Source organism: Tautonia sociabilis (assembly GCF_003977685.1).
GTDB classification, from domain to species: Bacteria; Planctomycetota; Planctomycetia; order Isosphaerales; family Isosphaeraceae; genus Tautonia; species Tautonia sociabilis.
The window spans coordinates 79,282-104,935 of the sequence record NZ_RYZH01000023.1 but is presented as its reverse complement, the minus strand read 5'-3'; the positions used below and the strand labels follow the sequence as shown (position 1 = coordinate 104,935).

Annotated in this window: 20 protein-coding genes; 10 read left to right on the top strand and 10 right to left on the bottom strand. The window is 71.9% G+C overall.

The features are described from left to right. Positions 1-341 precede the first annotated feature (341 nt). From TsocGM_RS13215 to TsocGM_RS13205, 3 genes are all read left to right on the top strand, one after another. Positions 342-1,718 (top strand): DUF1501 domain-containing protein, encoded by a 1,377-nt coding sequence (locus TsocGM_RS13215; RefSeq protein WP_126725858.1) that lies wholly within the window; start codon positions 342-344, stop codon positions 1,716-1,718. Positions 1,719-1,781: 63 nt separating this feature from the next. Beyond that, positions 1,782-2,567 (top strand): class I SAM-dependent methyltransferase, encoded by a 786-nt coding sequence (locus TsocGM_RS13210; protein ID WP_233578828.1) that lies wholly within the window; start codon positions 1,782-1,784, stop codon positions 2,565-2,567. Positions 2,568-2,670: 103 nt separating this feature from the next. After that, on the top strand, positions 2,671-3,219 hold the full coding sequence (locus TsocGM_RS13205; protein WP_126725856.1) for an Ig-like domain-containing protein: 549 nt from the start codon (positions 2,671-2,673) through the stop codon (positions 3,217-3,219). Between the two features lie 235 nt (positions 3,220-3,454). Here the strand turns inward: TsocGM_RS13205 and TsocGM_RS13200 are convergent, their stop codons facing one another. Further along, positions 3,455-4,132 carry a hypothetical protein gene (locus tag TsocGM_RS13200; RefSeq protein WP_126725854.1) on the bottom strand — a complete coding sequence of 226 codons (678 nt, stop codon included), beginning with the start codon at positions 4,130-4,132 and terminating at the stop codon, positions 3,455-3,457. 191 nt (positions 4,133-4,323) lie between these two features. Next, positions 4,324-4,980, bottom strand: a complete 657-nt coding sequence (locus tag TsocGM_RS13195) for an NUDIX domain-containing protein (RefSeq protein ID WP_126725852.1) — start codon at positions 4,978-4,980, stop codon at positions 4,324-4,326. A 153-nt stretch (positions 4,981-5,133) separates the two neighbouring features. On the opposite strand from TsocGM_RS13195, the gene TsocGM_RS13190 reads away from it, so the two are divergent. Beyond that, positions 5,134-6,246: an acyl-CoA dehydrogenase family protein gene (locus TsocGM_RS13190; protein WP_233578826.1), complete on the top strand. Its 1,113-nt coding sequence runs from the start codon at positions 5,134-5,136 to the stop codon at positions 6,244-6,246. 180 nt (positions 6,247-6,426) lie between these two features. On the opposite strand, the gene TsocGM_RS13185 is transcribed toward TsocGM_RS13190, so the two are convergent. Further along, the gene (locus TsocGM_RS13185) at positions 6,427-9,270 is read right to left on the bottom strand and encodes a serine/threonine-protein kinase (RefSeq protein ID WP_126725850.1); all 2,844 of its coding nucleotides are present in this window, start codon (positions 9,268-9,270) and stop codon (positions 6,427-6,429) included. Positions 9,271-9,552: 282 nt separating this feature from the next. Beyond that, on the bottom strand, positions 9,553-10,782 hold the full coding sequence (locus TsocGM_RS13180) for a DUF1559 family PulG-like putative transporter (RefSeq protein WP_126725874.1): 1,230 nt from the start codon (positions 10,780-10,782) through the stop codon (positions 9,553-9,555). Positions 10,783-11,073: 291 nt separating this feature from the next. Here TsocGM_RS13180 and glgA point away from each other — a divergent pair, with 291 nt between their 5' ends. The 5 genes from glgA (at position 11,074) to TsocGM_RS13150 (ending at position 18,238) form a co-directional block, all read left to right on the top strand. Next, positions 11,074-12,564 (top strand): glycogen synthase GlgA, encoded by a 1,491-nt coding sequence (glgA, locus tag TsocGM_RS13175; RefSeq protein ID WP_126725848.1) that lies wholly within the window; start codon positions 11,074-11,076, stop codon positions 12,562-12,564. 1,188 nt (positions 12,565-13,752) lie between these two features. After that, on the top strand, positions 13,753-15,990 hold the full coding sequence (locus tag TsocGM_RS13165) for an alpha-amylase/4-alpha-glucanotransferase domain-containing protein (protein ID WP_126725845.1): 2,238 nt from the start codon (positions 13,753-13,755) through the stop codon (positions 15,988-15,990). A 31-nt stretch (positions 15,991-16,021) separates the two neighbouring features. Next, positions 16,022-16,702, top strand: a complete 681-nt coding sequence (locus tag TsocGM_RS13160; RefSeq protein WP_158633534.1) for a Uma2 family endonuclease — start codon at positions 16,022-16,024, stop codon at positions 16,700-16,702. A gap of 31 nt (positions 16,703-16,733) precedes the next feature. Then, positions 16,734-17,669 (top strand): DUF58 domain-containing protein, encoded by a 936-nt coding sequence (locus TsocGM_RS13155; protein WP_126725843.1) that lies wholly within the window; start codon positions 16,734-16,736, stop codon positions 17,667-17,669. After that, on the top strand, positions 17,666-18,238 hold the full coding sequence (locus TsocGM_RS13150) for a hypothetical protein (RefSeq protein ID WP_126725841.1): 573 nt from the start codon (positions 17,666-17,668) through the stop codon (positions 18,236-18,238). The genes TsocGM_RS13155 and TsocGM_RS13150 overlap by 4 nt, the downstream gene beginning before the upstream one ends. Here TsocGM_RS13150 and TsocGM_RS13145 read toward each other — a convergent pair. The 6 genes from TsocGM_RS13145 to TsocGM_RS13120 form a co-directional block, all read right to left on the bottom strand. Then, the gene (locus tag TsocGM_RS13145) at positions 18,145-19,128 is read right to left on the bottom strand and encodes an endonuclease/exonuclease/phosphatase family protein (RefSeq protein WP_126725839.1); all 984 of its coding nucleotides are present in this window, start codon (positions 19,126-19,128) and stop codon (positions 18,145-18,147) included. The two genes, TsocGM_RS13150 and TsocGM_RS13145, sit on opposite strands and share 94 nt — an antisense overlap. Positions 19,129-19,551: 423 nt before the next feature. Then, positions 19,552-20,673 carry a hypothetical protein gene (locus tag TsocGM_RS13140; RefSeq protein WP_126725837.1) on the bottom strand — a complete coding sequence of 374 codons (1,122 nt, stop codon included), beginning with the start codon at positions 20,671-20,673 and terminating at the stop codon, positions 19,552-19,554. 158 nt (positions 20,674-20,831) lie between these two features. Then, a complete protein-coding gene (gene bioD / locus TsocGM_RS13135; RefSeq protein WP_126725835.1) occupies positions 20,832-21,593 on the bottom strand; it encodes a dethiobiotin synthase in 762 nt (253 codons plus the stop codon). A 189-nt stretch (positions 21,594-21,782) separates the two neighbouring features. Beyond that, positions 21,783-22,625, bottom strand: a complete 843-nt coding sequence (gene dapF / locus TsocGM_RS13130; RefSeq protein ID WP_126725833.1) for a diaminopimelate epimerase — start codon at positions 22,623-22,625, stop codon at positions 21,783-21,785. Between the two features lie 3 nt (positions 22,626-22,628). After that, entirely contained in the window at positions 22,629-23,408 is a 780-nt protein-coding gene (locus tag TsocGM_RS13125; RefSeq protein WP_126725831.1) for a phytanoyl-CoA dioxygenase family protein, read from the bottom strand. Between the two features lie 113 nt (positions 23,409-23,521). Next, complete coding sequence (locus TsocGM_RS13120) at positions 23,522-23,761, bottom strand: ferredoxin (RefSeq protein WP_126725830.1); 240 nt, start codon at positions 23,759-23,761, stop codon at positions 23,522-23,524. Between the two features lie 258 nt (positions 23,762-24,019). On the opposite strand from TsocGM_RS13120, the gene TsocGM_RS13115 reads away from it, so the two are divergent. Further along, positions 24,020-25,435, top strand: a complete 1,416-nt coding sequence (locus TsocGM_RS13115; protein WP_126725828.1) for a hypothetical protein — start codon at positions 24,020-24,022, stop codon at positions 25,433-25,435. Positions 25,436-25,654: the final 219 nt, after the last annotated feature.

Here is a 25,654-nt window from a genome sequence, read left to right as displayed (position 1 = left end):
CCACGGTGCGTCGTCGGATGCCTGACGCGGCATGGGTGCGGCTCCCGGGCGGGGCGATCGGACCCGCCGCGGGTATCGTCGCGTCGACTCAGCTCGCTTTCCAGACGCGGTTCATCGGACGGTTACAACCAGCGTGTGGACGAGCGCGAATGCGGTCCAGCGGGCCGTCCCCGGCGCTGGCCTCCCCAGGGCGGCTCGAACCGGGCCGCCGCGCGGGGCCGATCGCCGGATGCGGACGTTTGACCGGGATTGATCCCCCATGATAGCCTAGGGCGAATCGCGCCCCAGTCTCGCGCCGGGCCATCCCCAAGGCGCCCGAACCGGAGTCGAGGTCCTCGCCCATGTATCGGCTCGACGCGCAAACGCCCGTCCACTTTTGCGACGGGTTGACCCGTCGCGATTTCCTGCACGCCGGCTCGCTGGCGGCGCTCGGCCTGACGCTGCCCGGCCTCCGGGCGATGGAGGCCCGCGGCGCGGTCGACCGCGACCGCGACATGAACTGCATCATGCTCTTCCTCGTCGGCGGCCCCAGCCAGCTCGACACCTGGGACATGAAGCCCGACGCCCCGGCCGAGATCCGAGGGCCGTTCCGGCCGATCGAGACGAACGTCCCCGGCATCCAGGTCAGCGAGATCTTCCCGAGACTCGCCGGCCAGATGGACAAGGTCGCCGTCGTCCGCTCCGTCTACCACGACGCGACCGCCGTGCACGACACCGGCCATCAGATGATGCAGACCGGCCGGCTGTTCGGCAACGGGGCGATCCGGTATCCGCACGTGGGGTCGGTGCTGTCGTTCCTCAAGGGGCCGCGCGGGGACGTGCCGCCGCATGTCGTCATGCCCCGGCCGATCGGCAACACCGGCGGCAACATGCCCCACGGCCAGGACGCGGGGTTCCTGGGCAAGAGCCACGATCCGTTCGTCCTTGGCGCCGACCCCAGCGCCCCGGATTTCAAGGTCCCCGACCTGCTGCCCCCCGACTACGTCTCCGGCATCCGGGAGTCGCGCCGCCGCTCCCTCCGAGCGGCCATCGACGGCGCCACGCGAGACTTCGAGGCCTCCGAGGACGCCCGGCTCCTCGACGAGAACTTCCAGCGTGCCTACGGCCTGATGTCCAGCAAGGAGGCCCGAGCGGCCTTCGCGCTGGAGGCCGAGCCAGCCGACGTCCGGGACCGCTACGGCCGCACCCGGTTCGGCCAGAGCTGCCTGCTCGCCCGCCGGCTGATCGAGCGCGGGGTCCGGTTCGTGACCGTGAACATGTTCGAGACGGTCTTCAACGAGATCACCTGGGACATCCACGGCTCGGCCCCGTTCAGCCCGATTTCCTGCTACAAGGACGAGGTCGGCCCGAACTTCGACACCGCCTACACCGCCTTGCTGACCGACCTGTACGAGCGGGGGATGCTGGAGACGACGATGATCCTGGCCTTCGGCGAGTTTGGCCGGACGCCGAAGATCAACCCGGCCGGGGGGAGGGACCACCACCCCGCGTGCTGGTCGGTTCTCTTCGCCGGGGGCCCGGTGCGAGGCGGCACGGTGGTGGGGGCCTCCGACGAGATCGGCCACGCCCCCAAGGACCGCCCCGTCTCCACCGCCGAGATCGCCGCCACCGTCTTCCACGGGCTGGGCATCGACCTCGAAACCGAACTGCCCGGCCCGCAGGGCCGACCGATCCGGGTCGTCGACCATGGTGTCGAGCCGATCCGGGAGCTGTTCTGACCGAGGCATCGCGACGGCCGACGCGCCCCGCTCCCTCCGTCGGCTTGAAGGACCACCCCGTCCATGAGCCATCCCGTCCTGCGATCCCACGACCGGGACCTCGCCTCGGCCTTCGACGACCAGGCCGATCGCTTCGAGCGGGCCCCGGTTCAAACCGATCCGGCGGCCCTGGCGAAGCTCGTCGCCGCCGCCGACCTGCCACCCGACAGCCTGGTCCTCGACGCGGGCTGCGGCCCCGGCCTGGTGGCCGAGGCCCTGCTCTCGGCCGGCCATCGCATCGTCGGCGTCGACCTCTCTCACGAGATGATCGACCGCGCCCGCCGCCGCTGCGACCGCTTCGGCGACCGGGCCACCTTCCTGCTGGGCTCGATCCACGATCCCCAGGTCGGCGCCTTCGCCCCCTTCGACGCGAGCGTCTCCCGCTACGTTTTGCACCACATCCAGGATCCGGTGCTGTTCGTCGCCCGTCAGGCCACGCTCCTGCGCCCCGGGGGCATCCTGGTGCTCAGCGACCACACCACCGACCCCGACCCCGAGGCCCGCTCCTGGCACATGCGGGTCGAGCGGCTGAGGGACCGTACCCACACCTCCAACGCCACCCCCGGCGAGCTGGCCGACCTGCTGACCTCCGTCGGCCTGGAGTCGGTTCGCATGATGGAGGAAACCTTCACCCTCGACTTCGACGAGTGGTTCGACCGCGGTTCCCCCCAGGCCACCAAGGAGGCGGTCCGGGGCCTGCTGCTCGGCGGCCCGCTCGCCCACGGCTTCCGCCCGCGGCAGCAGGCCGACGGGAAGATCCTCATCGAGTGCTGGCGGGCCACCGCCCGGGGGATCAAGACCGGGCGCTGACGGCCGCTCCCCCCGACCATCGCCCCCCTCGTCAATCCGATCCGCCTCGTCCCGCCCCGGAGCACGACCCCGCCAAGGCCCTCTCCCCTCCGAGCGACCGACCATGACCAGCCGGCGCCCTTCCGGGACGCTCCTTGCCCTGACGCTGCTGCTCGCCGTTGCGATCCCGCCGGGAGCCGCCCAGGCCCGGGACGGGCTCGCGCTGCTCCCCCCCTCGGCCACGCTCGACGGCTCCAGGGCCTCCCAGCGGTTCCTGGTCGAGCGGCTCGGCGACGACGGGTCCTTCGCCGGCGATCTGGCCGGCGGCGTCGCCTTCTCCGTGAGCATCCCGAACATCGCCCGGGTGTCGGCCGACGGCATCGTCACGCCGGTTTCGGACGGCGTCACCACCCTCCGGGCGACGGTCGGCGAGCAGTCGATCGAGGCGATCGTCACCGTCGTCGGCTCCTCGAGGGCCGAGCCCTGGAGCTTCCGCAATCACGTCCTGCCGGTGCTCACGAAGACCGGGTGCAACCAGGGCTCCTGCCACGGCGCCGCGGCCGGCAAGACCTTCCCCGAGGAGGTCGACGCCTTCCTCACCGACCCAGACCCGGACAAGCGATCGAAGCTCGTCGACCGGCTGCTCGGGAGCGAGGCCTTCGTCGATTCCTAGACCCAGAAATGGTCCGACCTGTTCCTCGTCTCCTCCCGGAAATCACCGAATCCGAGACGGAACGGACCGTTTTCCTCCACGCCGAGCCGTGGGTCGTTCCCCAGGAGCGCCCGATCTTCGCCGTCGGCCGAGTCGAGGCCGCCGGCACCGACTCGGCGGCTCCTCCGATCACGCTCGTCATCGCCCCCGGCTCGTAGGGCCCCCGATTCCCTCCCGATCCGGCCGGGAGCCAAGGTCATGCCGGTCCCGTTCCCCGGGTGTCGTCGACGACGATCACTCCCAGGTCGCGATCGAACCGGGAAGGAGACGCGCCGTCTCCCTCGTCGGCCCGACGGGGACGGCGCAGGGCGGAGAGCCCCACGCAGGCGATCCCCCCTAGCTCCAGCAGGTAGTTGACCCGCACCCCCATCCACCCCCGACCGAGCAGCAGATCGACCCGGTGGAACGACGCCGCCCGGATCACGACAAAGACGACCAGGAAGCCCATCCCGAGCAGTGCCATCGGCCGGCGTCGCGCCTCGGAGCGGAACACGACGCCGACCGCCGCCAGCAGGCCGAGCCCGGCCCCGGTCACGCCGAGGATGAAGAGACGCTGCACCTCGTGCCGGACGTCGTACCATCCCTGCTCCCTCGCCAGCCGGCGGCCGAGGTCAGTCACCAGGCTTTGCAGGTCGAGCTGCTTGTTGATCCCCAGCAGCAACATCCCCAGGGCCAGCATCCCCCAGAAGGCGGCGGACCGGGGACCGGCCGAGCCGGGCCGACCGGCTGGACGCCAGGCGATCCGGGCGCAGGCGACCGCCACGGCGAGGTACGAGGCCGCGGTCGCCCATCCCAGGACGGTCGGGTCGCCGATGCCCGGCCGCCAGGTTCCGGCGACCGTCTCGGCCATTGGGAGAGGGGAGGGGAGGGGCATCGGTGATGCTCCGAGGCAGGGGTGAGGGGCCCGATTCGGCTCGACGGCGACCCAGCGGACGTTGCTCAGCCGGGAGACCGACGCTTGCGGGAAGCGGCCCCCCGGGGAGGCAATGCCAGGCATTCGGATCGCGCCGGGCCCGAACCATCCGGCCGGAGGGGGGTGATCGGTCCCCGACCGGGCCTCCGGATTCATCCCTCCCCTGGTGGGGCCCCGATCACCCGATACCGCTGCGACTCTCCCCCGGCTGGCTCGATCAGCCCCTCCTTTTCGCAGCGGCCGAGCCATCGGGCTGAATGCCGCAGCGGCAGCCCGACGGCGTGGAAGAGGGCCCGGGCGTCGTCGCGGTCGAACCGGTCGGGGAGCATGCCGACACCGACCGGGCCGGCCTCGACCCCCCGCCGCAGCCAGGCCAGGGCGTCGGCAAGGATCGCCTCGTGGTCGAAGGCCAGCGGCCCGGGGGCGGGATCGGCGACGACCCAGGAGGCGTCCGAGGCGTCGTCGCCGCCGGTCGGCGAGGGAGGAGGTCCCGGCATGGCGGTGGCGAAGACGAGGCTGATCGTGCGGCCTCGGGGGTCTCGGCCGGGGGCGGCGTAGAAGCCGATCGGCTCGAAGGGGGCTCTCGGGCCGGGGGAGATCCCGGTCTCCTCCAGCAGCTCGCGGCGGGCGGCCGGGGCGGCGTCCTCGTCCAGGTCGATGAACCCACCGGGCAGGGCCCAGCGGCCCTCGAAGGGAGGCCTGCCCCGCTTGACCATCAGCACGCGGAGCGTCGGGCCGTCGAGAACGAAGGCGGCGGTGTCCACCGTGACCGCCGGGCGGGGGTGGTCGTAGCAATACGGCTTCGGCATCGGGGGGGCGTCCTGCGTCCGGGCGCCGGGGCCGCCTCAACCGACTGGCCGTCGACGCCGTGATCGTCCATCATAAGCACGTGGGCGTTGTCGTCCACCGCAGCATCTCCCGTCCCGGACCCGGCCCCCCGCGACGCCAATCGGATCGCCGCCATGACCCACCGAGGCCCCACCGCCGACGACCCCCTGGCCCTGCTCGACGACCCGGAGTCCGCCGGTCTTGTCTGCCGACTGGCGGCGCTCGACGGCCCGGCCGACGAGTTGGGAGCCTGGCCGGACGCCCTCTGGTCCGCCCTGGCCGAGGCCGGCGTCCACCGCTGGCCGGTGCCGGCCGCCTTCGGCGGCGAGGGGCTCGACCGTCCGACCCTCGTCCGGCGCGAGACCGCCCTGGCCGAGGGCAGCCTGACGGCGGCCTTCATCTTCTCTCAGTTCAGCGCCGCCACCCGGTGGCTGGTGGCCGCCGCCAATCTCGGCCACGAAGCCGCCGCCGGCTGGCTCCGGGAGGTCGCCGCCGGCCGAGCCTTCCCGACGATCGGCACCTCGCAGCTGACCACCTCCCGGCGTCGGGGAGCCCGAGCCCTGGCCGCCGAACCGGAAGGAGACGGCGGCTACCGCCTCCGGGGGGCCATGCCCTGGGTGACCGCCGCGGCCCGGGCCGACGTGTTCGTCACCGGGGCCGTGCTGGAGGACGGCGGGCAATTGCTCCTCGCGCTGCCGGCCGACCGCCCCGGCCTGTCGGTCGGCCCGCCTCTGCCGTTGGCCGCCCTGCAGGCGTCCTGCACGGCGGAGGTTTCCTGCGACGGCGTCCTAGTGTCCTCCGGCGAGATTCTCTTCGGCCCGGATCCCGACGTCATGGCCCAAGCCGGAGACGGCGGGGGCGCCGGCAGCCTGGAAACCTCCGCCCTGGCCGTCGGCCAGGCGAGGGCGGCCCTGCGCGCCCTCCGCGACCTGGCGCCGCACCGGGATGACCTCGACGAGCCGGTCGAGGCGCTCGAAGCCTCCTGGCTCGAACTCGCCTCGGCGCTGCTGGCCGCCGCCGAGGGCCGCCCCGACGCGCCGACGGCCGCACAGCTCCGCAGCCGGGCCAACCCCTTCGTGATCCGGGCGACGCACGCCTACCTAACCGCCCGCAAGGGGACCGGCTTCCTCCGCACCGAGCCGGCCCAGCGCTGGGCGCGCCAGGCGATGTTCTTCCTCGTCTGGTCCTGCCCCGGCCCGGTCGCCCGAGCCGCGTTGCTCGACTTCGCTGGGATCTGCCCGTTCTGATCGCCGACCGCCTCGGTCCTCGGATCAGGGCCCGAGTCCGAATCCCCCGGAATCGCGATCGGTCGTCGGGGTCGCCTCCCCGCTCCAGGGAAGGGTGCGCCGGTCCTCCCTCGCGTGCCTCAGTCGCTCACTTGCGAGACCGGCCGCCGGCCGTCCTGGCGCCGCCGGGGCGTGCTCGACTCACTCGACCGCCGTGGCGCTGGTCGCCGGGGCGGGGGGTCCGACCTCGGTCGGGTCGGCGCCGATGGGATCGCCGTCGGACGAGGCGGCGAAGCGGGCCGGGTCGAGCGACCCGGACTCAAAGGCCGACTCGTCGGCCAGCGCGATGGCGGATCGGGCCGAGTCGTCCTCGCCGTTCCCTTCGATCGCCGAGCCCCAGGACGCCAGGTCGGTCGGGGCCGAGGGGGGCGAGGCCAGGCCGTCGGGGGAGGAGACGACCCAGGAGGCCCCCTGAATGTCGTAGCGGTTCCCCTGGCCGGTCCACCGCAGGCCGCTCGGAAACGCGTCCTCCCCGGCGGGGGGGGTCCAGCAGACCAGGTGGTCGGCCCGGACGGCCGAGCCGGCGACCCGGATCGCCAGCCTCGGCTCGGCCATCAGCGAGGTCGTCTCGACCAGCCCGGCGGCCCGGAGCACCGAGCAGCGTTCGATCGTCAACTGGGGAGGCCTGGGCTGGCCAGAGGCCCGGACCGCCACCCGGATCGCCCACCCGGGACGGGCCCCGGACTGGCCCCGGGGCCAGACGAAGATGCTGTCGACCACCTCGTCCACCATCCCCGGGTAGGCCAGCAGATCCAGGGGCCGGTCGAAGCCCCGGAACAGGCAGCCCTCCACTCGGGTCGAGGCTCCGGCCCGCACCGCCCGAGTCTCTTGCCCGTCTCCCGACTGGACCGAGAAGGTGCAGCGCTGGAGCGTGAGGTTGCCGTCGGTCTCGATCAGCGGAGGGCGGGCCCCGGCCCCCTGGCTGCCATAGCGGACCAGCAGCGTCAGGTCCTCGATCCGCATCGATCCGGTCCGCTGGCGGAGCCACGGATCCCGGCCTTCGAGCCAGATCGTCAGTTGGCACCGGGTCCCGGGCATGGGGCGGAGGACGATGGAAGCCCCGGGGACCAGCATCGCCGGAGACCCCGGACCGATCCGAACCGGCCCCCCGGGGTCGCCGATGAACACCGTGCCGCCATTGGTGGGCGCGAAGTTCAGGGCGGCCTCCAGACTGTCGCATTCCATCAGCCGGGAGCCGTCCTCCGGCCCGACGGCGAAGGCCGGGCCGGATCGGGCCGGATGGGCACCGTTCGTAGCGAGGTCGCCCCCTCCCGGCTCAGGGACCGGCGCGGGCTCCCCCCCCGCGCTTCCCGGTTCGACCGGCCCGCCCGGCCCGGTCGGACCGCCGCTGGGCCCTCGGAACAGCAGCGTGAGGAGCCCCACCATCACCACGGCGACGGCCAAGCCGATGAGCAGCCAGCGCCGGCGACCGCCGTCGAGCGTCACCCCGGTCGCCTCCCCAACCTTGCGGGCGCGGTCGGTCGACCGGGTGACGCTCTCGGACCTCGAGAGCGAGGTTCGGGTACGACTCCGGGATGCCCCAAGGGTCTCGATCAGCGAGGGTTCGGGGCCGAGGTCAATCACCAGTCCCAGGCCGCTGGCCCCGGGGCTTCGGGGAATCGGCTCGGACTCGGGCTCGGGCTCGGTCGGCGGCACATCCCGCTCTCCCGGGCCGTTCCCCCCCATCCCCGGATCGGAGTCGGACTGGGCCTGATCCGCCAGGGCTGAGGCCGCAGGTCGGGCGCCGGGCCCAGGCCCAGCGCCCGACGAGGAGCCGGGGCGGAGGGCGGAGGAGGTCCGCGTCGGCGTCATCCCCGGCGACTCGTCCTCGGGGCCCAGGCGATCGCCGTTGGTGTCGGATCGGACATCGGGGGCGATCACGCTGTCCTGCGGCCGCCGGCCGTCCGAGGCGTCGTTCGCCTCCGGCTCGGGGCGAAGGATCGAGGCGACCGCCTGGGCCTGCTCGGCGTAGGGGGCCAGCGCCTCGGCCACCCCCAGCGGGGTCGAGAAGCGGTCGTCGGGCGCCTTGGCCAGCATCTTGAAGACAATGGCCTCCAGCCCCGGGGGCACCCCCGGCACCAGTTGCGAGAGCGGTTCGGGCATCTGCAACTGGTGGGCGTAAAGCTTCTCCGGCAGGCTGGCCGCCTGGAACGGGACCCGGCCGGCGATCATGTGGTAGAGCGTGCAGCCAAGCGAGTAGAGGTCGCTGCGGGTGTCCACCGACCTCGGGTGCCGGGCCTGCTCTGGGCTGATGTAGTCGAAGGTGCCGACGGTGGCCCCGTCCCGAGTGACGACGTCGTCGGGGTCCCCGAGGTCGATCGCCAGGCCGAGGTCGGCGAGCTTGGCGGTCCCGTCGTAGGTGACCAGGATGTTCTGCGGATTGACGTCCCGGTGGATCAGTCCCTTGAGCCGGGCGTGTTCCAGGCCCATCGCCACTTGCCGGGCGATCGAGGCCGCCAGCGCCGGCGGCAGCCGGCCGACGTCGGCGAGGATCTGAGCGACATTGCGCCCCTCGATGTACTCCATCACCAAGTAGCGCAGGTCGCGGTGCTCCCCCTCGTCGTAGATCCGCACGAGGTTGTCGTGCTGCAACTGGGCGCCGACCTTGGCCTCGCGCTCGAAGCGGGCCAGGGCGCGGGGGCTGCTCATCCGCTCTCGGGAGAGAACCTTCACCGCCACCAGCCGCTTCAGCCGGGTGTCCCGGGCGAGGAAGACCAGGCCCATGCCGCCGCGGCCGATCACGTCGAGCACGACGTACTTGCCGATCTTCAAGGCCATCGCCCGCCCGGCCAGGATCTGCTGCGCCTGCCAGAGCGTCAGGTGGTTGGCCGTGACGGCCTGGCGCGCCAGGCGGCGGTCGATCGCCTCGGGCTCCCGCTTCCCCTCCGGGATCGCCTCCCAGCACTCGCGCAGCGTCGGCTCGTCGAGCAGCCCGCTGCGCAGCGTCTCCTGCCAGAATCGAGACGTCCGCGGGTCGATCGCCATGAGTCGGGATGGTTCCGGGCGCCCGCACGACGATGGGGGTCGGCCAGCAGGGGGCGCAGTCGATGGGGACGTTAGTGTGAGTTCGGACACCGTCAGGTCGCCCCCAATCTTATCCCTACGTTCCGGCCCGTCGCAACCCGCCGGCGCGGGCCCGCACCACCATCCGGGGGGTACTCCGGCTGGCAGCATCGCAAGCCTAGGTCACACAAGCGGGGACGCCCCGTACCGATCCCCTCCGGAAGAGATCCGAGCGGCCGGGCGGGGGCGTCCCCGAGTCGGGGATCACTCAACCCGCGACTCATCCAGCGGCAGTTGCCGGTATTGCGACGGCAGCCGGTGCCCGGCCGGGGTGAGGAGCTTCGCCCAGACGATGCCGTCGATTGTGTCCCGAATGAATCGGGTCGAGCCGTCGACCATCGTCACGTGCACGCCGCCCGAGTGCTGGGCGTTCGGGAAGGGGGACGCCCCCTCCTCGATCAGCCTCAGTCCCGAATTGATCGATTCGCCGGAACCCTTGACGTTGGCGTCGGCCCAGGCCGATCCGTCCTGGGCTCCCGCGAGCGGGCGAAGGGCCCGCTCCTGGCTGCAGGTGCCGATGCCGGGCAGGCGTTGGTCTGAGTTGGTGCCGCCGCAGACGTTGTCCGAGCCAATGAACCCAACAAAGTTGGGGTGCGGGGTCGCCCAGTTGGTCGGCATGCCGTTGGACAGCCGGTTGCCCCCCGAGCCGCCCGCCCTGACGTTCTCCGAGAGCATCACGGTGAAGCTCGCCCCGTCGGCGATCGTCGCCATCGTGTGCCCCATGTCCCAGGGCATCCGGCCCCCACTGGACCCGACAAACATCAGGCCCGTCCGCTTCGAGACCTCCATGCCCCAGTCCATCGGCCGCGTCCACGTCGGCCCAGTCGAGGTGGAGTCCGATTCGCTCCCCATCCAGCCATAGGCGGCATTCGACTTGGCCCCCACCGCATGCCAGAGGCTGAACCCCATGTTGACCACGTACGACAGATTCCCCCGCTTCGGGTCGATCGAATCATCGTCCGGGCAGGAGAGCACGGAGATGTTCGTGTTGCTGATGTACAGGTTACTCGCCGCTGAGGGATCCGTCGGCGACGCGTCGAGGTAACCGCGCGTCGTGTCATAATCGTTGGCCAGCGATTGCTGGTCGATGAACGGCAGAATGTCCACCACCCAGCTGTGCAGCCCTCCCGACTCGTTGAAGTAACCCTGGTAGGTCCGGTCCCAGCTCGAGGTCTTCGGGTCGGTGGGGTCGAATTGCTCCGCATCGGCAAGCTCGGCATACGTTACCGCGTTCGGAAACGCGCCGTGGACGTTGACGTGCTCGACCAGCCCGATCCCCAACTGCCTGAGGTTGTTCATGCACTGCGTCCGGCGGCTCGCCGCTCGGGCGGCGCCGATCGCCGGCAGCAGCAGACCGACCAGCACGCCGATGATCGCAATGACCACCAGCAGCTCGATCAGCGTGAAGCCCCTTCGGGAAGCGGTTCGATCCATCGGAGAAAATCTCCCGGGGTCGATTCAAGGACGCCAGCAACATGCCAGCGTGCACTCAGGATATCCCGCATACTTGATTTGATCAACGCGCCAGTCGCGGGATTGAGCCGAGACTGCCCGGCGGCCCCCGGGGCGGGGTGTCTCTGGGCCGGGGAGGTCCGCTAAGCTGGGGGGGGATTCCGCCGGGCTCCGGGCCGGGGCGGCCGATGGTCGTCCGCCTCGTGCCGGCGGACGAGGCGCATCGGCGCCGCCGTCCTGGCGCCGAGCCCGCACCCGATCGACCGAGCCTCGATGAAGGTTCTCCTGCTCTCCGCCGAGGTCGACCCCTTCGCCAAGACCGGCGGCCTGGCCGACGTCGCCGCGGCGCTGCCCCGGGCGTTGCGCGACCTGGGGCACGAGGTCGCCGTCATCCTGCCCGCCTACCGCCGAGCGCTGGCCGCGGGCCCCGAGATCCGGGACACCGGCGCGATCGTTCGCGCGCCGATCGCTCGGCGATCGGTCGAAGGCCGCATCCTGGCCTCCGCGTTGCCCCCGGGGGACGTGCCGGTCTATCTCATCGACCGCCCCTCCTATTTCGATCGCCGCGGCCTCTACGGCGAGGACGGCCAGGACTACCCCGACAATTGCGAGCGGTTCGTCTTCTTTCAGCGCGCCGCGCTGGAGGCGATCCGAGTCCTCGGCCTGAGCCCCGACGTCATCCACTGCAACGACTGGCAGACCGGCCTGGTGCCGGTCTACCTGGAGGAGGTCTATCGCCGCCAGCCCGGCTCCCCTTTCCGCGCGGTGGGCACGGTGATGACCATCCACAACCTCGCCTATCAGGGGGCGTTCTGGCACCTGGACCTGCCGCTGACCGGGCTCGACTGGTCGCTGTTCAACCCCGCTCGGCTGGAGGCGCACGGGCTGCTGAACTTCCTGAAGGCCGGGCTGGTCTACGCCGACGTGCTGAGCACCGTTAGCCCGACCTACGCTCGGGAGATCCAGACCCCCGAGGGGGGCCGGGGGCTGGACGGCCTGCTCCGGGCCCGTCGGGGTCGTCTGCACGGGATCGTCAATGGCATCGACCCGACCGCCTGGAACCCGGCCATCGACCCCCACCTCGCCGCCCGGTACACCGTCCGGACCTGGCCCGCGGGAAAGCAGGCCAACAAGGCCCAGCTCCAGGCCGAGGCCGGCCTCGACCCTCGTCCAGAGCTTCCCCTGCTGGCGGCCATCGGCCGGCTCGATGTCCAGAAGGGGTGGGACCTGATCATCGAAGGGGCCGAGGCGCTCCTTTCCCGAAACCTCCAACTGGTCGTCCTAGGAACCGGCGATCCCCGTTTCGAACGCGCCCTCGATCGCCTGGCCGCAGCCCATCCCGGCCAGCTTCGTGCCTTTCTCGAATTCAGCCAACCTCGGGCGCACCGCATCGAGGCCGGCGCCGACCTGTTCCTGATGCCCAGCCTCTATGAGCCCTGCGGCCTGAACCAGCTCTATAGCCTCGCCTACGGCACCGTCCCGCTCGTCCGGGCCACCGGGGGGCTGGCCGACACGGTCGTTGACGCCACCCCCGAGGCGCTTCGGGACGGCTCCGCCACCGGGTTCTCCTTCGTCGAGCCTTCGGCCGAGGCCCTGATCGCCGCCGTTGACCGCGCCCTGGCCCTCTGGCGCTGCCGGGACTCCTGGGCCCGGCTCGTCGACTCCGGGATGCGCGCCGACTGGACCTGGCACCGCAGCGCCCGGGCCTATGTCGAGCTTTATGACGAAGCCCAACGCCTCCGCTCCTCGCGCTCAGCCGGATAGCCGGACGGGAGCGGCCAAGAAGCCGTCTTCGAGACCGGCCGCTTGTCCGGAGATCCGCACGCGGTACGATCGTCACAGGCGATCTGTTCTTCCGTTGTATGGGGCGGGAGACGCGCTCGCGGTTCGGAGCACCCGAGGCCGCGACCCCTCCTTAGCCTCCCACTGATCTCAGGGATGACGGCTTTTTTCTCGGGATGTGAGCACGAATGTCTCTCTCTTCTCGATTCACGCTCGCCCTGGCGGTCGTCTTCTCGACCTCGGGCCGTCCCGCATCCGCCGAGAGCCTGGGCTCTCGGTTCACCCGGGAAGACGGGATGAACGCCGTGCGGTTCGCCGGCCAATCCTGGACCCTGCCGGAGCTGATCGATCGTCGGGCGCAAAACCCGATGCGATTTGATCGCTCGCACGGGAGACTCGGTTCGGCCCTTCGCCTGGGCATCGACGGTCTTCAAGCCCGACGAGCGCTAAACCCTCGTCGGTTCGACTCCTATCACCCGGTCCTCGCCTACCTGCTCGACGATTTTCTCCCCGACGCTCCGATTGACGGCACCTCCTCTTCGGCTGGGGGCTCGGCCGGCGGATCAGGCAACCTCCTGCCGGGAGGAGGCTCCCTTTCCTCGCCGGTGGACGAACCGGCGACGCCCCTCCCGGCCGGCGGATCGGGGCCGCTCGCTCCAACGGGGCCGGGCGCTCAAACGCCGAGTCTCCCCTCGGATGATTCCGGAGAACTGGGAACCCTTCCCGGCGAGGATGCGGGCAGCTCGACGATCCCTCCGCCGCCGGGCAATGGCGGCGCTGCGGGAGGTTCCGGCTCCGGGTCGAATGGAGGCAATCATGGTGGAACTCCGGTCGGCTCTGACGGCGACCCGAGCGGAAGCGCCGTGCCGGAGCCTCCGGGGTTGATCCTGCTGGGAATCGGCCTGGCGGGGCTGCTCGGCCGGGCGGCCCGCCAGCGGGCCCGGGCTCGGTCTCGCCGCGAGCCGGCGCCTGGCTGAGCTATTCTTCTGGGAATGGCCTCCGATCCCCCTGGATTCGATGCCGGTCGCCATTGGAGATTCCCGGGAATCATCCGATAATGGCGATGTCGGCCGACCGGTTCCCCGACCGTTCGCCCGGCCCGACGGCCGCACCGGATCGCCCCGGCCCGTCACGACGACGGGCTTTCCCCCGATCGGGACCTGCCCCACCATGTCGCGCGTCCGCCTGATCTTCGCGCTGCACGACCACCAGCCGGTCGGGAACTTCGACTCGGTCTTCGAGGCCGCCTATCGCGACAGCTATCTCCCGTTCCTGGAGCTGATGGAGCAGTACCCCGAGCTGCCGTTCAGCCTGCACACCTCCGGCCCGCTGATGGAGTGGCTCGTCGCGAACCGCCCGGAGTACGTGGCCAGGCTCCGCGCGATGGCGGCCGCCGGCCGGGTCGAGATCCTCGGCGGCGGCTTCTACGAGCCGATCCTGACGATGATCCCCCACCGGGACCGCGTCGGACAGATCCGCTCCTACTCCGCGTTTCTGGAGGAGGTCCTTGGCCAGCCGATCCGGGGCGCCTGGATCGCCGAGCGGGTGTGGGAGCAGCACCTCGCCTCCGCCCTGGTGGAGGCCGGCATCGAGTTCACCGTGCTCGACGACTTCCACTTCCAGCGCGCCGGCACCGCCGCCGACGACCTCTTCGGCTACTACCTGACCGAGGACGAGGGGCACCTGCTGAAGGTCTTCCCCAACAGCGAGCCGATGCGCTACCTCATCCCCTGGCAGGAGCCCCACGCCTCCTACGAGTACCTCCGGGGCCTGGCCCAGACCCGCCCCGGCGCCGTGGTCGTTTGCGCCGACGACGGCGAGAAGTTCGGCGGCTGGCCCGAGACGCACGAGCACATCTTCGCCAAGGGATGGCTCCGCCGCTTCTGCGATATGATCATGGGCAACCGCGACTGGCTGGAGCCCACCACCTTCGGCGCCGTCGTCGACTCGACCGTCCCCCTGGGCAAGGTCTACCTGCCGGATTGCTCCTACCGAGAGATGACCGAGTGGGTCCTGCCCGCCGGCCAGCTCTCGGCGTACGAGGCGGCCATCAAGCGGTCGGAGGGAGCCGAGGCCGTCGCTCCCATCCGCCCGTTCGTCCGCGCCGGCGGCTTCTGGCGCAACTTCAAGAACAAGTACGCCGAGACGGACGAGATGTACGCCCGGATGCTCGAACTCTCCCGCCGCCTCGACGCGCTCGAGGAGGCCGGCGAGGCCGACGCCGAGGCCCTCGACGAGGCCCGCCGAGAGCTCTACCGCGGCCAGTGCAACTGCCCCTACTGGCACGGGGCCTTCGGCGGCCTGTACCTGCCCCACCTGCGCAACGCCATCTACAAGCACCTGATCGCCTGCCACGACGCCCTCGACCGCGCCGAGGGGAAGCTCGGCCCCCGAGTGGCCCTCGACGTGGCCGACTACAACCTCGACGCCCGCCTGGAAGCCCGGCTGGAGAACGACCGCCTGGTCGCCTACGTCCGCCCGGCCGCCGGCGGCCACATCTACGAGCTGGACGTCCGCCGAGCCGGTGTCAACGTGCTGGCCACGCTCGACCGCCGCCCCGAGTCGTACCACTCCGCCATCGCCACCGCCGCCCAGGCCGAGCCGACCTCCCAGGCCTTCGACGGCCCCTCGAACCTGCACGACCGGGTCATCCTCAAGCAATCGGGGATGGACCGGCTCCTGGTTTACGACCGCTCCCCCCGCAAGGCGCTGGTCGACCACTTTTTCCCCCTCGACGTCAGCCTCGACGACCTGACCTGCTGCCGGGAGGTTGAGCGCGGCGACTTCGCCTCGGGGACGTATCTCTCGAAGGCCCACCGCGAGGGCGGCCGAGTCGCCCTGATGATGGAGCGCCAGGGGCTGGCCGACGGCCACCTGATCCGCGTCCACAAGACGATCGCCATGGAGGCCGGCCGCCCGGCGCTGGAGGTCGTCTACATGCTCGAGGACCTTCCCGTCGGCCAGCCGGTCCACTTCGGTGTCGAGCTGAACCTGGCCGCCATGGCCGGCCACGCCGAGGACCGCTTCCTCTCCGACCCGCTCGGCCATCGCCTCGGCCTGCTCGACGCCCGGCTCGATCTTCCCCACTCCGAGGGGCTCGACCTGACCGACGAGTGGCTGGATCTCGGCATCTGCCTCCGGTGGTCGGTCCCGGGCTCGCTCTGGTGCTTCCCGATCGAGACCGCCAGCCAGTCCGAGGGGGGCTTCGAGGGGATCTACCAGTCCACCGCCGTCATCCCGCACTGGCGGATCACCGCCGACGAGTCTCGACGCTGGACCGTCCGCCTCTCCTGGTCCCTCGGCCTCTCCCGGCCCGATGGGGAGGATCCCGGCGACGGCGACTCCCGATGGTCTGATCGCCCGGCCGAGCACGCTCCTCGCGTGGCGGGAGCCTCGGCGGCCCGCTGATCGGCCGTCCGACCCCGATGGAGTCGTCCCCATGTCGGTCGCGTCACCGCTCCGCCGAGACCTCTCGGCCCCCGAGCGCTCCATCCTGCTCGATGGGATCAGCCGGGACACCTACGCCGCGATCCTCCGCGATTTCGAGGATCGCCAGACCTTCCTCACGTACGATCGGGGAAGGCTGGAGATCATCTCCCCCTCCTTCCGGCACGAGGTGTACGGAACGCTAATCGGTGTGATGATCGGGATCCTCGCCGAGGAGATCGGGCTTGCCGTGAAAACCGGCAGGTCGACCACCTTGCGGAAACAGGGGCTCGAAATGGGGCGGCAGCCAGACGAGTGCTTCTGGATCGCCGACGAGCCGCGCCTCCGGGGCAGGTCTGACCACGACCCGGAGGTCGACCCGCCGCCCGATCTGGCGATCGAGGTCGAGGTTTCCCATCGGGCGCTGAACCGGCTGGGGATCTACGCCGCGCTCGGGGTCCCGGAGATCTGGCGATGCGACGGGAGGCGATTGCTCATCGGAGTGCGCCAAGATGACGGCTCCTCTGCCTGGGTCGATCGCAGCCCCTGGCTGCCGATGCGTCCTCCCGAGGTCGTGATCGAGTTTCTTCGGCGCTACGAGACGAGGAGCGAGACTGATTGGCGGCGAGCCTTCCGCGAGTGGGTCCGCGCCGAGGCCCTCCCCCGGCCCGACCCTCCGCGCGAGGAGGCCTGACGACCGTTCCCGACGTCCCCGGGCCGCCCCCATGCCCTTCGGTTTCTTCTCCAGACAACGCCCCGAGCCGTCCGCCCCCGAGGTCGATCCCGCCGCGATCGTCCGCCGCGCCCGCCGCTTGCGCTTCCGGGTCCGGCCAACGGCCGTGGCCCAGTTGGCGGGGGCCTACCACGGCGCCCGGCCCGGAACGGGCCTGACCTTCGCCGAGCTGCGGGCCTACGAGCCCGGCGACGACGTCCGACACCTGGACTGGAACGTCACCGCCCGCCAGGGCCGGCCGTTCGTCCGGCGCTACGTCGAGGAGCGGTCGCTCAGCCTCCGCCTGATCGTCGACGTCTCCGCCTCCCTCCGCTTCGGCCCCGACGGCCGCACCAAGGCCGACCGCGCCGCCCAGGCCGCCGCGCTGCTGGCCGCCGCGGCGATCCAGAATGGCGACCGAGCCGGCCTGACCCTCGTCAGCGACCGGGTCGAGGCCGAGCTGCCCCCCGGAGGCGGGCCGAGGCACCTGGCCCGGTTGCTCCGGATGCTCGTCGCCTCGCCCACCAGCTCCCGGAAGACCGCCCTGACCGCCGCCGTCGCCCGCCCCCGGCGGTTCGCCCGTCGGGGGCTCGTCGTGGTCCTCGGCGACTTCCTCTCCCCCGAGCCGGTCGGCCCCTGGCGTCGCCTCGCCCGCCGCGGCGAGGTCGTCGCCGTCCGCGTCAGCGACCCCCGCGAGGAGCGGCTGCCCGAGGCCGGCATCCTCGCCCTCGAGGACGCCGAGACGGGCCGCCGCCGCGTCATCGACACCGGCTCGAAGCGTCTCCGAGCCGCGTATGCCCGGGCGGCCGAGGCCCGGCGCCGCTCCTTCCGGTCCTGGTGCGACGCCACCGGCGTCGCGGGCCTGGAACTTTCCACCGACGACGACCCCCTCGGCCCCTTGCTCCGCTACTTCCGCGGACGGGCCGGCCGCCGGACGGCCTCGCGATGACCCCGACTTTTCAGGGCACAGCCACCACCGAAGCGCTGTCGGTTCTCGGATCGCCGGATGGCTTCCCGCTGCTCCCTCCCCGGCCCAACCCCGGCCCGGAGCCCTGGCACGGCCCCGGTGTCGACGGCTGGTGGGCCGTCCCGATCTCGGCCGCGATCGTGCTCGTCGGCCTCGGGATCGCCCTCCGGGCGCGCCGACGGCGACGATCGCACCCTGCGCGGGTGTCCTCGGCGATTCCGGCCACCCGGCCGTCCTCCTCGTCCTCGCCGGCCGATCGGCTGGTGGCGCGGGCCGAGGCGATCCGAGAGGCGATCATCACCGCGTTCGGCCCCTCCTGGGCCGCCCGAACGACCGAGGAGCTCGCCTCCTCCCCCGAGCTGGCCGACCGCATCGGGGCCGATCGCTCCTGCCGAGTCATCGCCCTCCTCGCCGAGGCGGATCGGGTCAAGTTCTCCGGCGAGGTCCCTTCCGAGGATCAGGGGGATCCCGAGGACCTCGATCGCTGGGTCGCGGAGATTCTCGCCGCGCTGTCCGCCGCCGGGGCCACCTCGACCAGCATCGGCAGGTGATCCGAGCCGATCTCCGGCCCCAGCCGGCGATCGACAACCGCCAGCTCCGGCCCCAGGAAGGCGTGATCGATCGGCAGGCGCATCGGCAACCACGACGGCCAGCTCTCCTGCCGGCCGAAGCCCGGCCGGCTGTCGCGCAAGCCGGTGGCTCTAAGGAAGTCGGCGAAGATCGGAGAGCCCTCCGTGCGGTTGAGATCCCCCACAACCAGCGTCGGCCCCGGCCGGCTCGCGATCTCCCGGGCGAGCGCCATCAGCTCGGCCCGGCCCCGGCCCCGGCCCTGGGGGCCGAGGGGGCTGGGCGGGTGGACCACCCACAGATTCAGCCTCCCGTCGCCGAAGGCGATCGAGACGCAGAGCGCGGGGTTGCCGTCGCCGAGCGGCCGCACAACCACCGGCGCCGGGTCGTCCCCGATCGGTACCCGAGAATAGAGGCCGATGCCCCGGGTGCCGTCGGGGATCTCGATCCAGTACGGGTAGACGTCCCGGAGCGGCCCCATCGCCCCCTGCCACCTCAGGTCGAACTCGAGGACCGCGACCACGTCGGGTCGCTCCCGCTCGACCAGCCCGATCAGTCGCTCGTGCTCCCGGTTGCTGGCCAGCACGTTGGCCGAGAGCACCTTCAGGCGGGCCTTCTCCTCCGGAGCCGGGGCCACCGGAGGAGCGGCCAGGTCGTACCGCACCAACGCGGCCGCCTGAATCACGGCCAGCCCGGCCATCGCCGCGGCCCCCCATCGGCTCCGGCCGAGGGTCCAGAGCGCCACCGCGGCGACGATCGAAGCCATCAGCGCCGGCACCTGAAAATGCGTCACCAGATCGGCCCGCCAGTCGAGCCGAGCCAGGACCCTTCCGATCGGCTGCACCGAGGCCGGCATCGCCAGCGCCACGGCCATCCCGCGCCTCCGACGGGAACAGTGCCGGGGGGGGCAGGTCGTCTCTTCGGGATCGGCGATGGCCAACGCGGTTCCCCCGTCGCGGTCGCTCCGGGACCCGGGACCCTCCCCGGGTTCCCGTCAGTCGGCTCCCAGAACTAGCTTACGCGACCGCCTACCGATCGACCGCCCTTCCTGCCGATTTCCGTCCAGGCTCGACGCCGGGGAGCCGGGCCAGTCCCGGAGCGGCCCTCATCCCGGAGTTCTCGGATGGTTGAGGGCTTGAGTCCTGGGGAGGGAGGCTCGTGTCGACCCCGGCGTCGGGGACGTCCCGAACCGGGCCCGGCCCGGCCCGACCCTCGCTCCCCTCGCCCGCCTTCCGCGATCTTCGGGAATATGCCCCAGCGCGGGGGTCGGCAGCGCGCGGGATGCCCCCCAAGGCACTCATTCTCCCCCCGAGGTTTCGGTCGAGGTCCCTCCGGCTTCCCTCCGCCCGCCGATCTCCTCCGCCCCGAAGGCCACCCCCACCACGGCGGTCTCCTCGGGGGCCGTTCGGACCCGGATCCGCCAGGTCAGCGGCCCCTTCAGGTGGTTGCAGCCCGTCGAGTCGCTGACGACGATCGTCTCCAGCGACTCCCCGGGGCGCAGCGCCCGGAACTCCTGCCCCACGATCCCCCATTCGCTCGCCACCGGCAGGCGGAAGGCGTAGAGTCGGGTCCCCGAGCGGTCCTCGATGAAGGTCTCGGGGAGGCGGCGGTCGGGCTCTCGGACGAACGCCTCATCCAGCGGGGCGAAGACGACTTCGTCCGAGGTGTTTCGCAGCCGCAACCGTAGGCGAAGCGCTTCCCCAGGCTCCCGACGCCGCTCGGGTTTGCCGTCGACCCGGGTCCGGCTCAACTCGACCGGCCCGGAGGAGACGTCCAGCGGCGTCAGCTCCAGGGCGCCGACCTCGAGCGATTCGCCCAGCGCGACCCGGAGCCCCTCGCCGATCGGTTCGGGGCGCTCGACGACGATCGACTCCCCGTCCCTCTGGCCGGCATCGGCGCCCAGGCTCCCCTCCGCTCCCAAGGCGTCGATGCCAGCGGACCAGGACAGGTCTGGGCGTCCCCCCTCGGCCCGGCCTCGATGGCCGGACCACCAGAGCCAGCCGCAGGCCAGGGTCATGGCGCTGGCGTAGCTGGCCAGCAGGGCGACCGGCCAGGCCGATCGGCGTCCCTCCAGGCCGTCGTCGTCCTCCTCCTCGTTCTCCTTCGATCGGGGATCCCGGGCGGCCGGGTCGGCCTCGGCCGGCCTCCGACCGGAGAGCGATGACGGGGGCCCCGCCCCCAGGTCGATGTGGAACGGCAACGCGATCGGCTCCTCCGTCCCGTGTCCCAAAGCGATCGAATCCGATCGGGACGGCCCGGAGTCCCCCTGCTCGGCCTGCTCGGGGCCTCCCGTCGCCGGTTCGGCGGGGGGAGCGGCGGTGGGCTCCTCGTGGGAATCGCGGTCGGTCCGGGGGGGATCCGATCCTGGATCGGTCAGGAGGCCCCGCCCGCAGTGCGGGCAAACGGTCGGGACGGTCATCGGGGGTGGTCCTCCCCGTCCCCGGACGAGCGACGTCCTGGGGAGTTCACGTCATGTGGGATCGGTTCGAATGAGGGAGGAGGGACGGCGAGGAGGGGTCGGGCTGGCAGTTGGGCCATCGGCACGATCCCCCCGTTCTCGGACCGAGTCCGAACCCGTCACGGCCCCCCCGCCAGCCGATCCGGGATGCCTACGATTCGGGGCGTCAACGCCCTCCCGTTCCAGTCTAGGTCAATCATGCCGCCAAGCAAAGCGGCAAGCCCGGCCCCGTGGGGCAGATCGGCCAGCAGCGGCACGTCTCCCAGCCATCGAGCCAGCTCCCCCGGGTTGGTCCGCTCGGCCAGGGGGTCAACCGTCGGCTCCGAGCCGTTGAGGACCACGCCGGCCAGCCGGAGGCCCCGGCGTCGGGCCGCCTCCACCGTCAGGAGCGTGTGGTTGAGCGTCCCCAGCCCCCGGCGCGCCACCACGAGCACCGGGAAGTCCAGGGAGACGGCCAGGTCCGCCACCGTCGCCCCCTCCGCCAGCGGGCAGAGCAGCCCGCCCACCCCCTCGACCACCACCAGCTCCGCTCCCCCCGGCCCGGCCCACCAGTCGAGCGCTGTTCGCGTCTCGGCCAGCACCCGATCGAACCCCAGCGGCTCCCCCGACAGCCGGGCCGCCACCGGCGGGGCAAGCGGGGGCTGGAAGGCGATCGGACAGACGCGATCGCTTGGCACCCGGCCGCCAATGGCCGAGATGAGCAGCTCGGCGTCCTCCGCCCGCCACCCGTCACCGACCGGCTCCGCCCCGGTCGCCACCGGCTTCAGCACGCCCACGCGCACGCCCCGGTTCGCCAGCACGGAGGCGATCGCCGCCGCCACCCTCGTCTTGCCCACCCCCGTGTCGGTCCCCGTCACGAACAGCCCCCGCAGCCCGGTCATCGTCTCTGCCCTCCTCTGGATCGAATCGCGATCCGTCCCTCCGCTCGACGCCCGATCGCCGGGCGCCTCGGTTGGCTCGCGGTCTCCCGGCGGCCCGCCGGGGGGCCTCGACGCGGCAGGGCAACCGGAGCGGAGGGGCGCCGTCGCTCTCCCCAGCCGGCGGGATGGGTTCCGGGGGGAGGGACGGCCTCAGCCCGGCCACTCGCCGGAGAAGACCTCGGTGGCCGGGCCGGTCATGAACACCGAGGCGTCGTCGGCCGGCCACTCCAGCTCCAGGTCGCCGCCGGGCAGGTGGGCGACGATCCTCCGCTCCGTCCGGCCGGAGAGCACCCCCGCCACGCAGACGGCGCACGCCCCGGTGCCGCAGGCCAGGGTGATCCCCGAGCCGCGCTCCCAGGTCCGCATCCGGACCTCCCCCCGACGGATCACCTGCGCAACGTGGGCGTTCACCCTCCTCGGGAAGGCCGAATGCCGCTCCCACTCCGGGCCGATCGTCTCCAGCGGGAAGCCCGCCACGTCATCGACGAAGGCGACCGCATGCGGGTTGCCCATCGAGACGGCCGATTGCGGCAGGACCCTCCCGCCGACCTCGACCGGCACGTCGATCGGGGGATCGCCAGGGAGCGTGGTCGGGATGTCGGAGCTCTGGAGGATGGGAGGGCCCATGTCGACCCGCACCCGCTCGGCCTTGCCGCCCCGGATCTCCAGGTCGAGCGTCAGGACGCCCCGGCCCGTCTCGATCGTCACGCGGTCCTTGCGGGCGATCCCGCGATCATGCACGAACTTCGCCACGCAACGAACGCCGTTGCCGCACATCTCCCCCTCGGAGCCGTCGGCGTTGAACATGCGCATCCGAGCGTCGGCCCGCTCCGACGGGGCGATGAGGATCAGCCCGTCGGAGCCGATCCCGAAGTGACGGTCGCTCATCGCCCGGGCCAGCGGGGAGGGGTCGCCGGGCAAGGCCTGGTCGAACAGGCTGACGTAGACGTAATCGTTGCCAAGGCCGTGCATTTTTGTGAAGCGGAGCGCCATGGGTCACCGGGGGTTGATCGCAGGGCGGGCGTCGTCGCCGGGGAGGACCCGATCATACCACTCGACGCCCCCCGGCAGCGGCGCCGTCGCGAATTCCAGGTGGACGACCCGGCGGTGGCCCGGGGCCTCCGCCGCGTTCGAGGCGTGCAGCAGGAGCGGCCGCATCAGCACCGCCCCCCCGGCCCCGACGGCGCACTCGACCGGCCGGCATCGCCCCCGCCACGGGGCGACCTCGGTCGGATCGCGGCCGTCGAGCCGGTGCGAGCCCGGCAGCACGCGCAGCGGGCCGTTGTCCGGGCCGGCGGCGTCGAGATGCAGGCGGACGGTGAGCATCCCCTCCAGCACCCCCGGAGGCGCCAGCGCGTGCGGGATGCCCGCCTTGGTCGTCCAGCAGGAAAAGCCGGCGGCGTCGACCCGCTCCCGGGCGGCGATCGTCAGGTCCCGGTGCCAGGGCAGGTTCCAGTTCGCCCCAGGAGTCTTGTCGAACCAGAGCCCGCGCACGGCGAACGCCCCCGGGCCGAGCACCGGCTCGACCAGCTCCCGGATCGCCGGCGACACCGACAGCCGACGCACCTCCGGCACCCGGCCCAGCAGGTCGCGCAGGCCGTAGACGCTCTTGCCCCGCCGCAGCGCCGCCGGGTCGGCCCGACGATCGGCCTCCAGCTCCGCCCGATCGACCGCGAGGATCAGCTCCGCGACCTCGGGACCGTTGAGCACGTCCGGAACCACCGCGAAGCCGTCCCGGTCGATCCGGACGGCCAGGTCTTCGGGGATGTTCGGCATGAGCGATCGGCGACCTGGGCAGGGCAGGGCAGGGCAGGGAAAGGCAGCGCAGAACAGAACAGAACAGAACAGAACAAAACAGAACAGAACAGAGCAGGGCAGGGGGAGGCTGGTCACTCGTCGTCGCCGTCGCATCCGATCGCCTCGACGGGGCACTCGTCCATCGCGGCCCGGCAGGAGGCCTCCTCGTCGGGTCCGCTCGGTTGCCGGGAAACGAACGAGTAGCGGCCGGCGTCCCAGCGCTCGAAGTGTCCGGGGGCCATCTCTCGGCAAAGTTCGCAGTCGATGCAGGTATCGTCGACGTAGTAGCGGCCCGACACGTTCTCGGGCACCTTGTTCGTCGGGTCGGCCATGAGTCTCGGCGGGGTTCGACCGGAGCGATCGGGCATCTCTCCGCCCCGATCGGCCGGGGCGTCCGGACTTTCATTATAGCGCGGTCCCCGCCCTTGGGGACCGCCTTCGGGGCGTCATCGGGCTGTCCCAATCCCCGAATTCGTTCATGTCGGCGCCGCCGGGCCGGTTATAATCGCGGCGCGATCGTCGAGGGGAACGGACCTGGCGTGGGGCCGATCTCTTCCTGTCGATCGCCCGACGCCAGGGAGACCACTCCGATGCTGCCGCGATGGAACCTCGCCGCCATCTTCAGCGCCGGCCTGCTGGCCGCGCTTGCCGGCTTCGCCCCGGCCGTCGCCCAGGACCCGACCGACCCCCGCCGGCCGACCCCCGATCAGCCTTCCCCGGATCGCGAGGGCCCCGACGCCGATCAGGAGACCCGGCGCCGGATCGAGCGGCTCTCCCGGGAGCTCGACGACCTACGCCGCTCCCTCGACGCCGATCGTGAACGCAACCCGGACCTTCAGCGCCGCCTCCGGGAGCGCCTGGGCCCTCAGGCCGGCCCCGAGGCCACCCCAGGACGCCCCGGAGACGCTCGACGCCGGGAGCTAATGGAACGATTCGAGCGGGAGCGTCGCGACCGCCTCGAACTCCAGGACCGGGAACGCGAGGAGGCCCGCACGCCCGAGGACCTGGCCCGGCGAGAACTCCTCGAGAGCGAGGCCCAGGAGCGGGCCGAGGCCCGAGACTCGGAGGCCGAACCGATCGAGCGCCGAGACGGCCCCGGCCCGGTCGCCGTCGCCGAGGCCCGCGTCGAGGCCGCCCGGGCCCGGCTGAGGGCCGCCGAGGCCCGTCTCGAAGCCATCGGGGCGCGTCCCGAGTTCTCCTTCGGACGGATGGGTCTTCCGGGAGCCGGTCGCTCGGGCGAGCCGGTTGAATCCCTGCGGCTCGAGAAGCAGGCCGCCATCGCCGAGGCCGAGGCCGGCATCGCCCAGGCCCGGGCCGAGCTGATCGAGGCCGAGTACCGCCTCTCCCGCGTCCTCCGCGAGCCGGAGGAGGACGACGAGGACGAGGATGAGGATGACGGCATCGAGGTCGAGGACGTCGTGGAGACCGCCGACCGCATCCTCGACCTCATCCGACGCTTCGACCGCGATGGCGACCGGGATCGTAATCGTAACCGCGACCGCGACCGCGACCGCGATCGGCTCGGGGACGACCCGGACGACCACGACCACGACGGCGACGGCGACGGCGACGGGGAAGGGTCCGACCCCTTGGACACCGCCGTCGACACCGCCGATCGCATCCTCGGCCTCATCCGACGCTTCGACCGCGAGCACGACGGCGTCTCGGTCGAAGTGAAGCGAGGAGGCCCCGACCGCGACGGCCTTTCCGGAGAGGTCCACGTCGAGGTCGAGGGGGACGACGCGGTCGAGGAGGCCTTTGACCTCGCCGAGCAGATCATCGACCTGATCGAAGGACTCTCCCGAGACTTCAGCCCCGACTCGGACGACGACCCCGGCGACGACGTCCCCGAAGGGGATCAGGGCATCGAGGGCGGCGATTCGGGGATCGACGTCGAGATCGAGATCGAGTCCCGCCTCGGCGACGCCATCGGCACCGCCGTCGACACCGCCGAGGAGGTCATCAACCTCATCCAGTCGCTCCGTCGCAACGTCCGAGGCTGGTGATCCCCCCGTCCGGCTCCTCGAGATCCCGGTTCGTTGCTGGCGGATCCCCTCGGAGGGAAGAGGCGGTCGGCGGGCGTTGCCTGGCAGGCTCCGATCAGAACCAGGAGACACCCGGTTTGACGTCCCCGACCGATCGCCGACCGGCTCCTTCATCTTCCGTCCTCCGCCTTGCGGAATCGGCCAACAGCTCTCACCCCCCGATGTCCGTCCCCGTCCCCC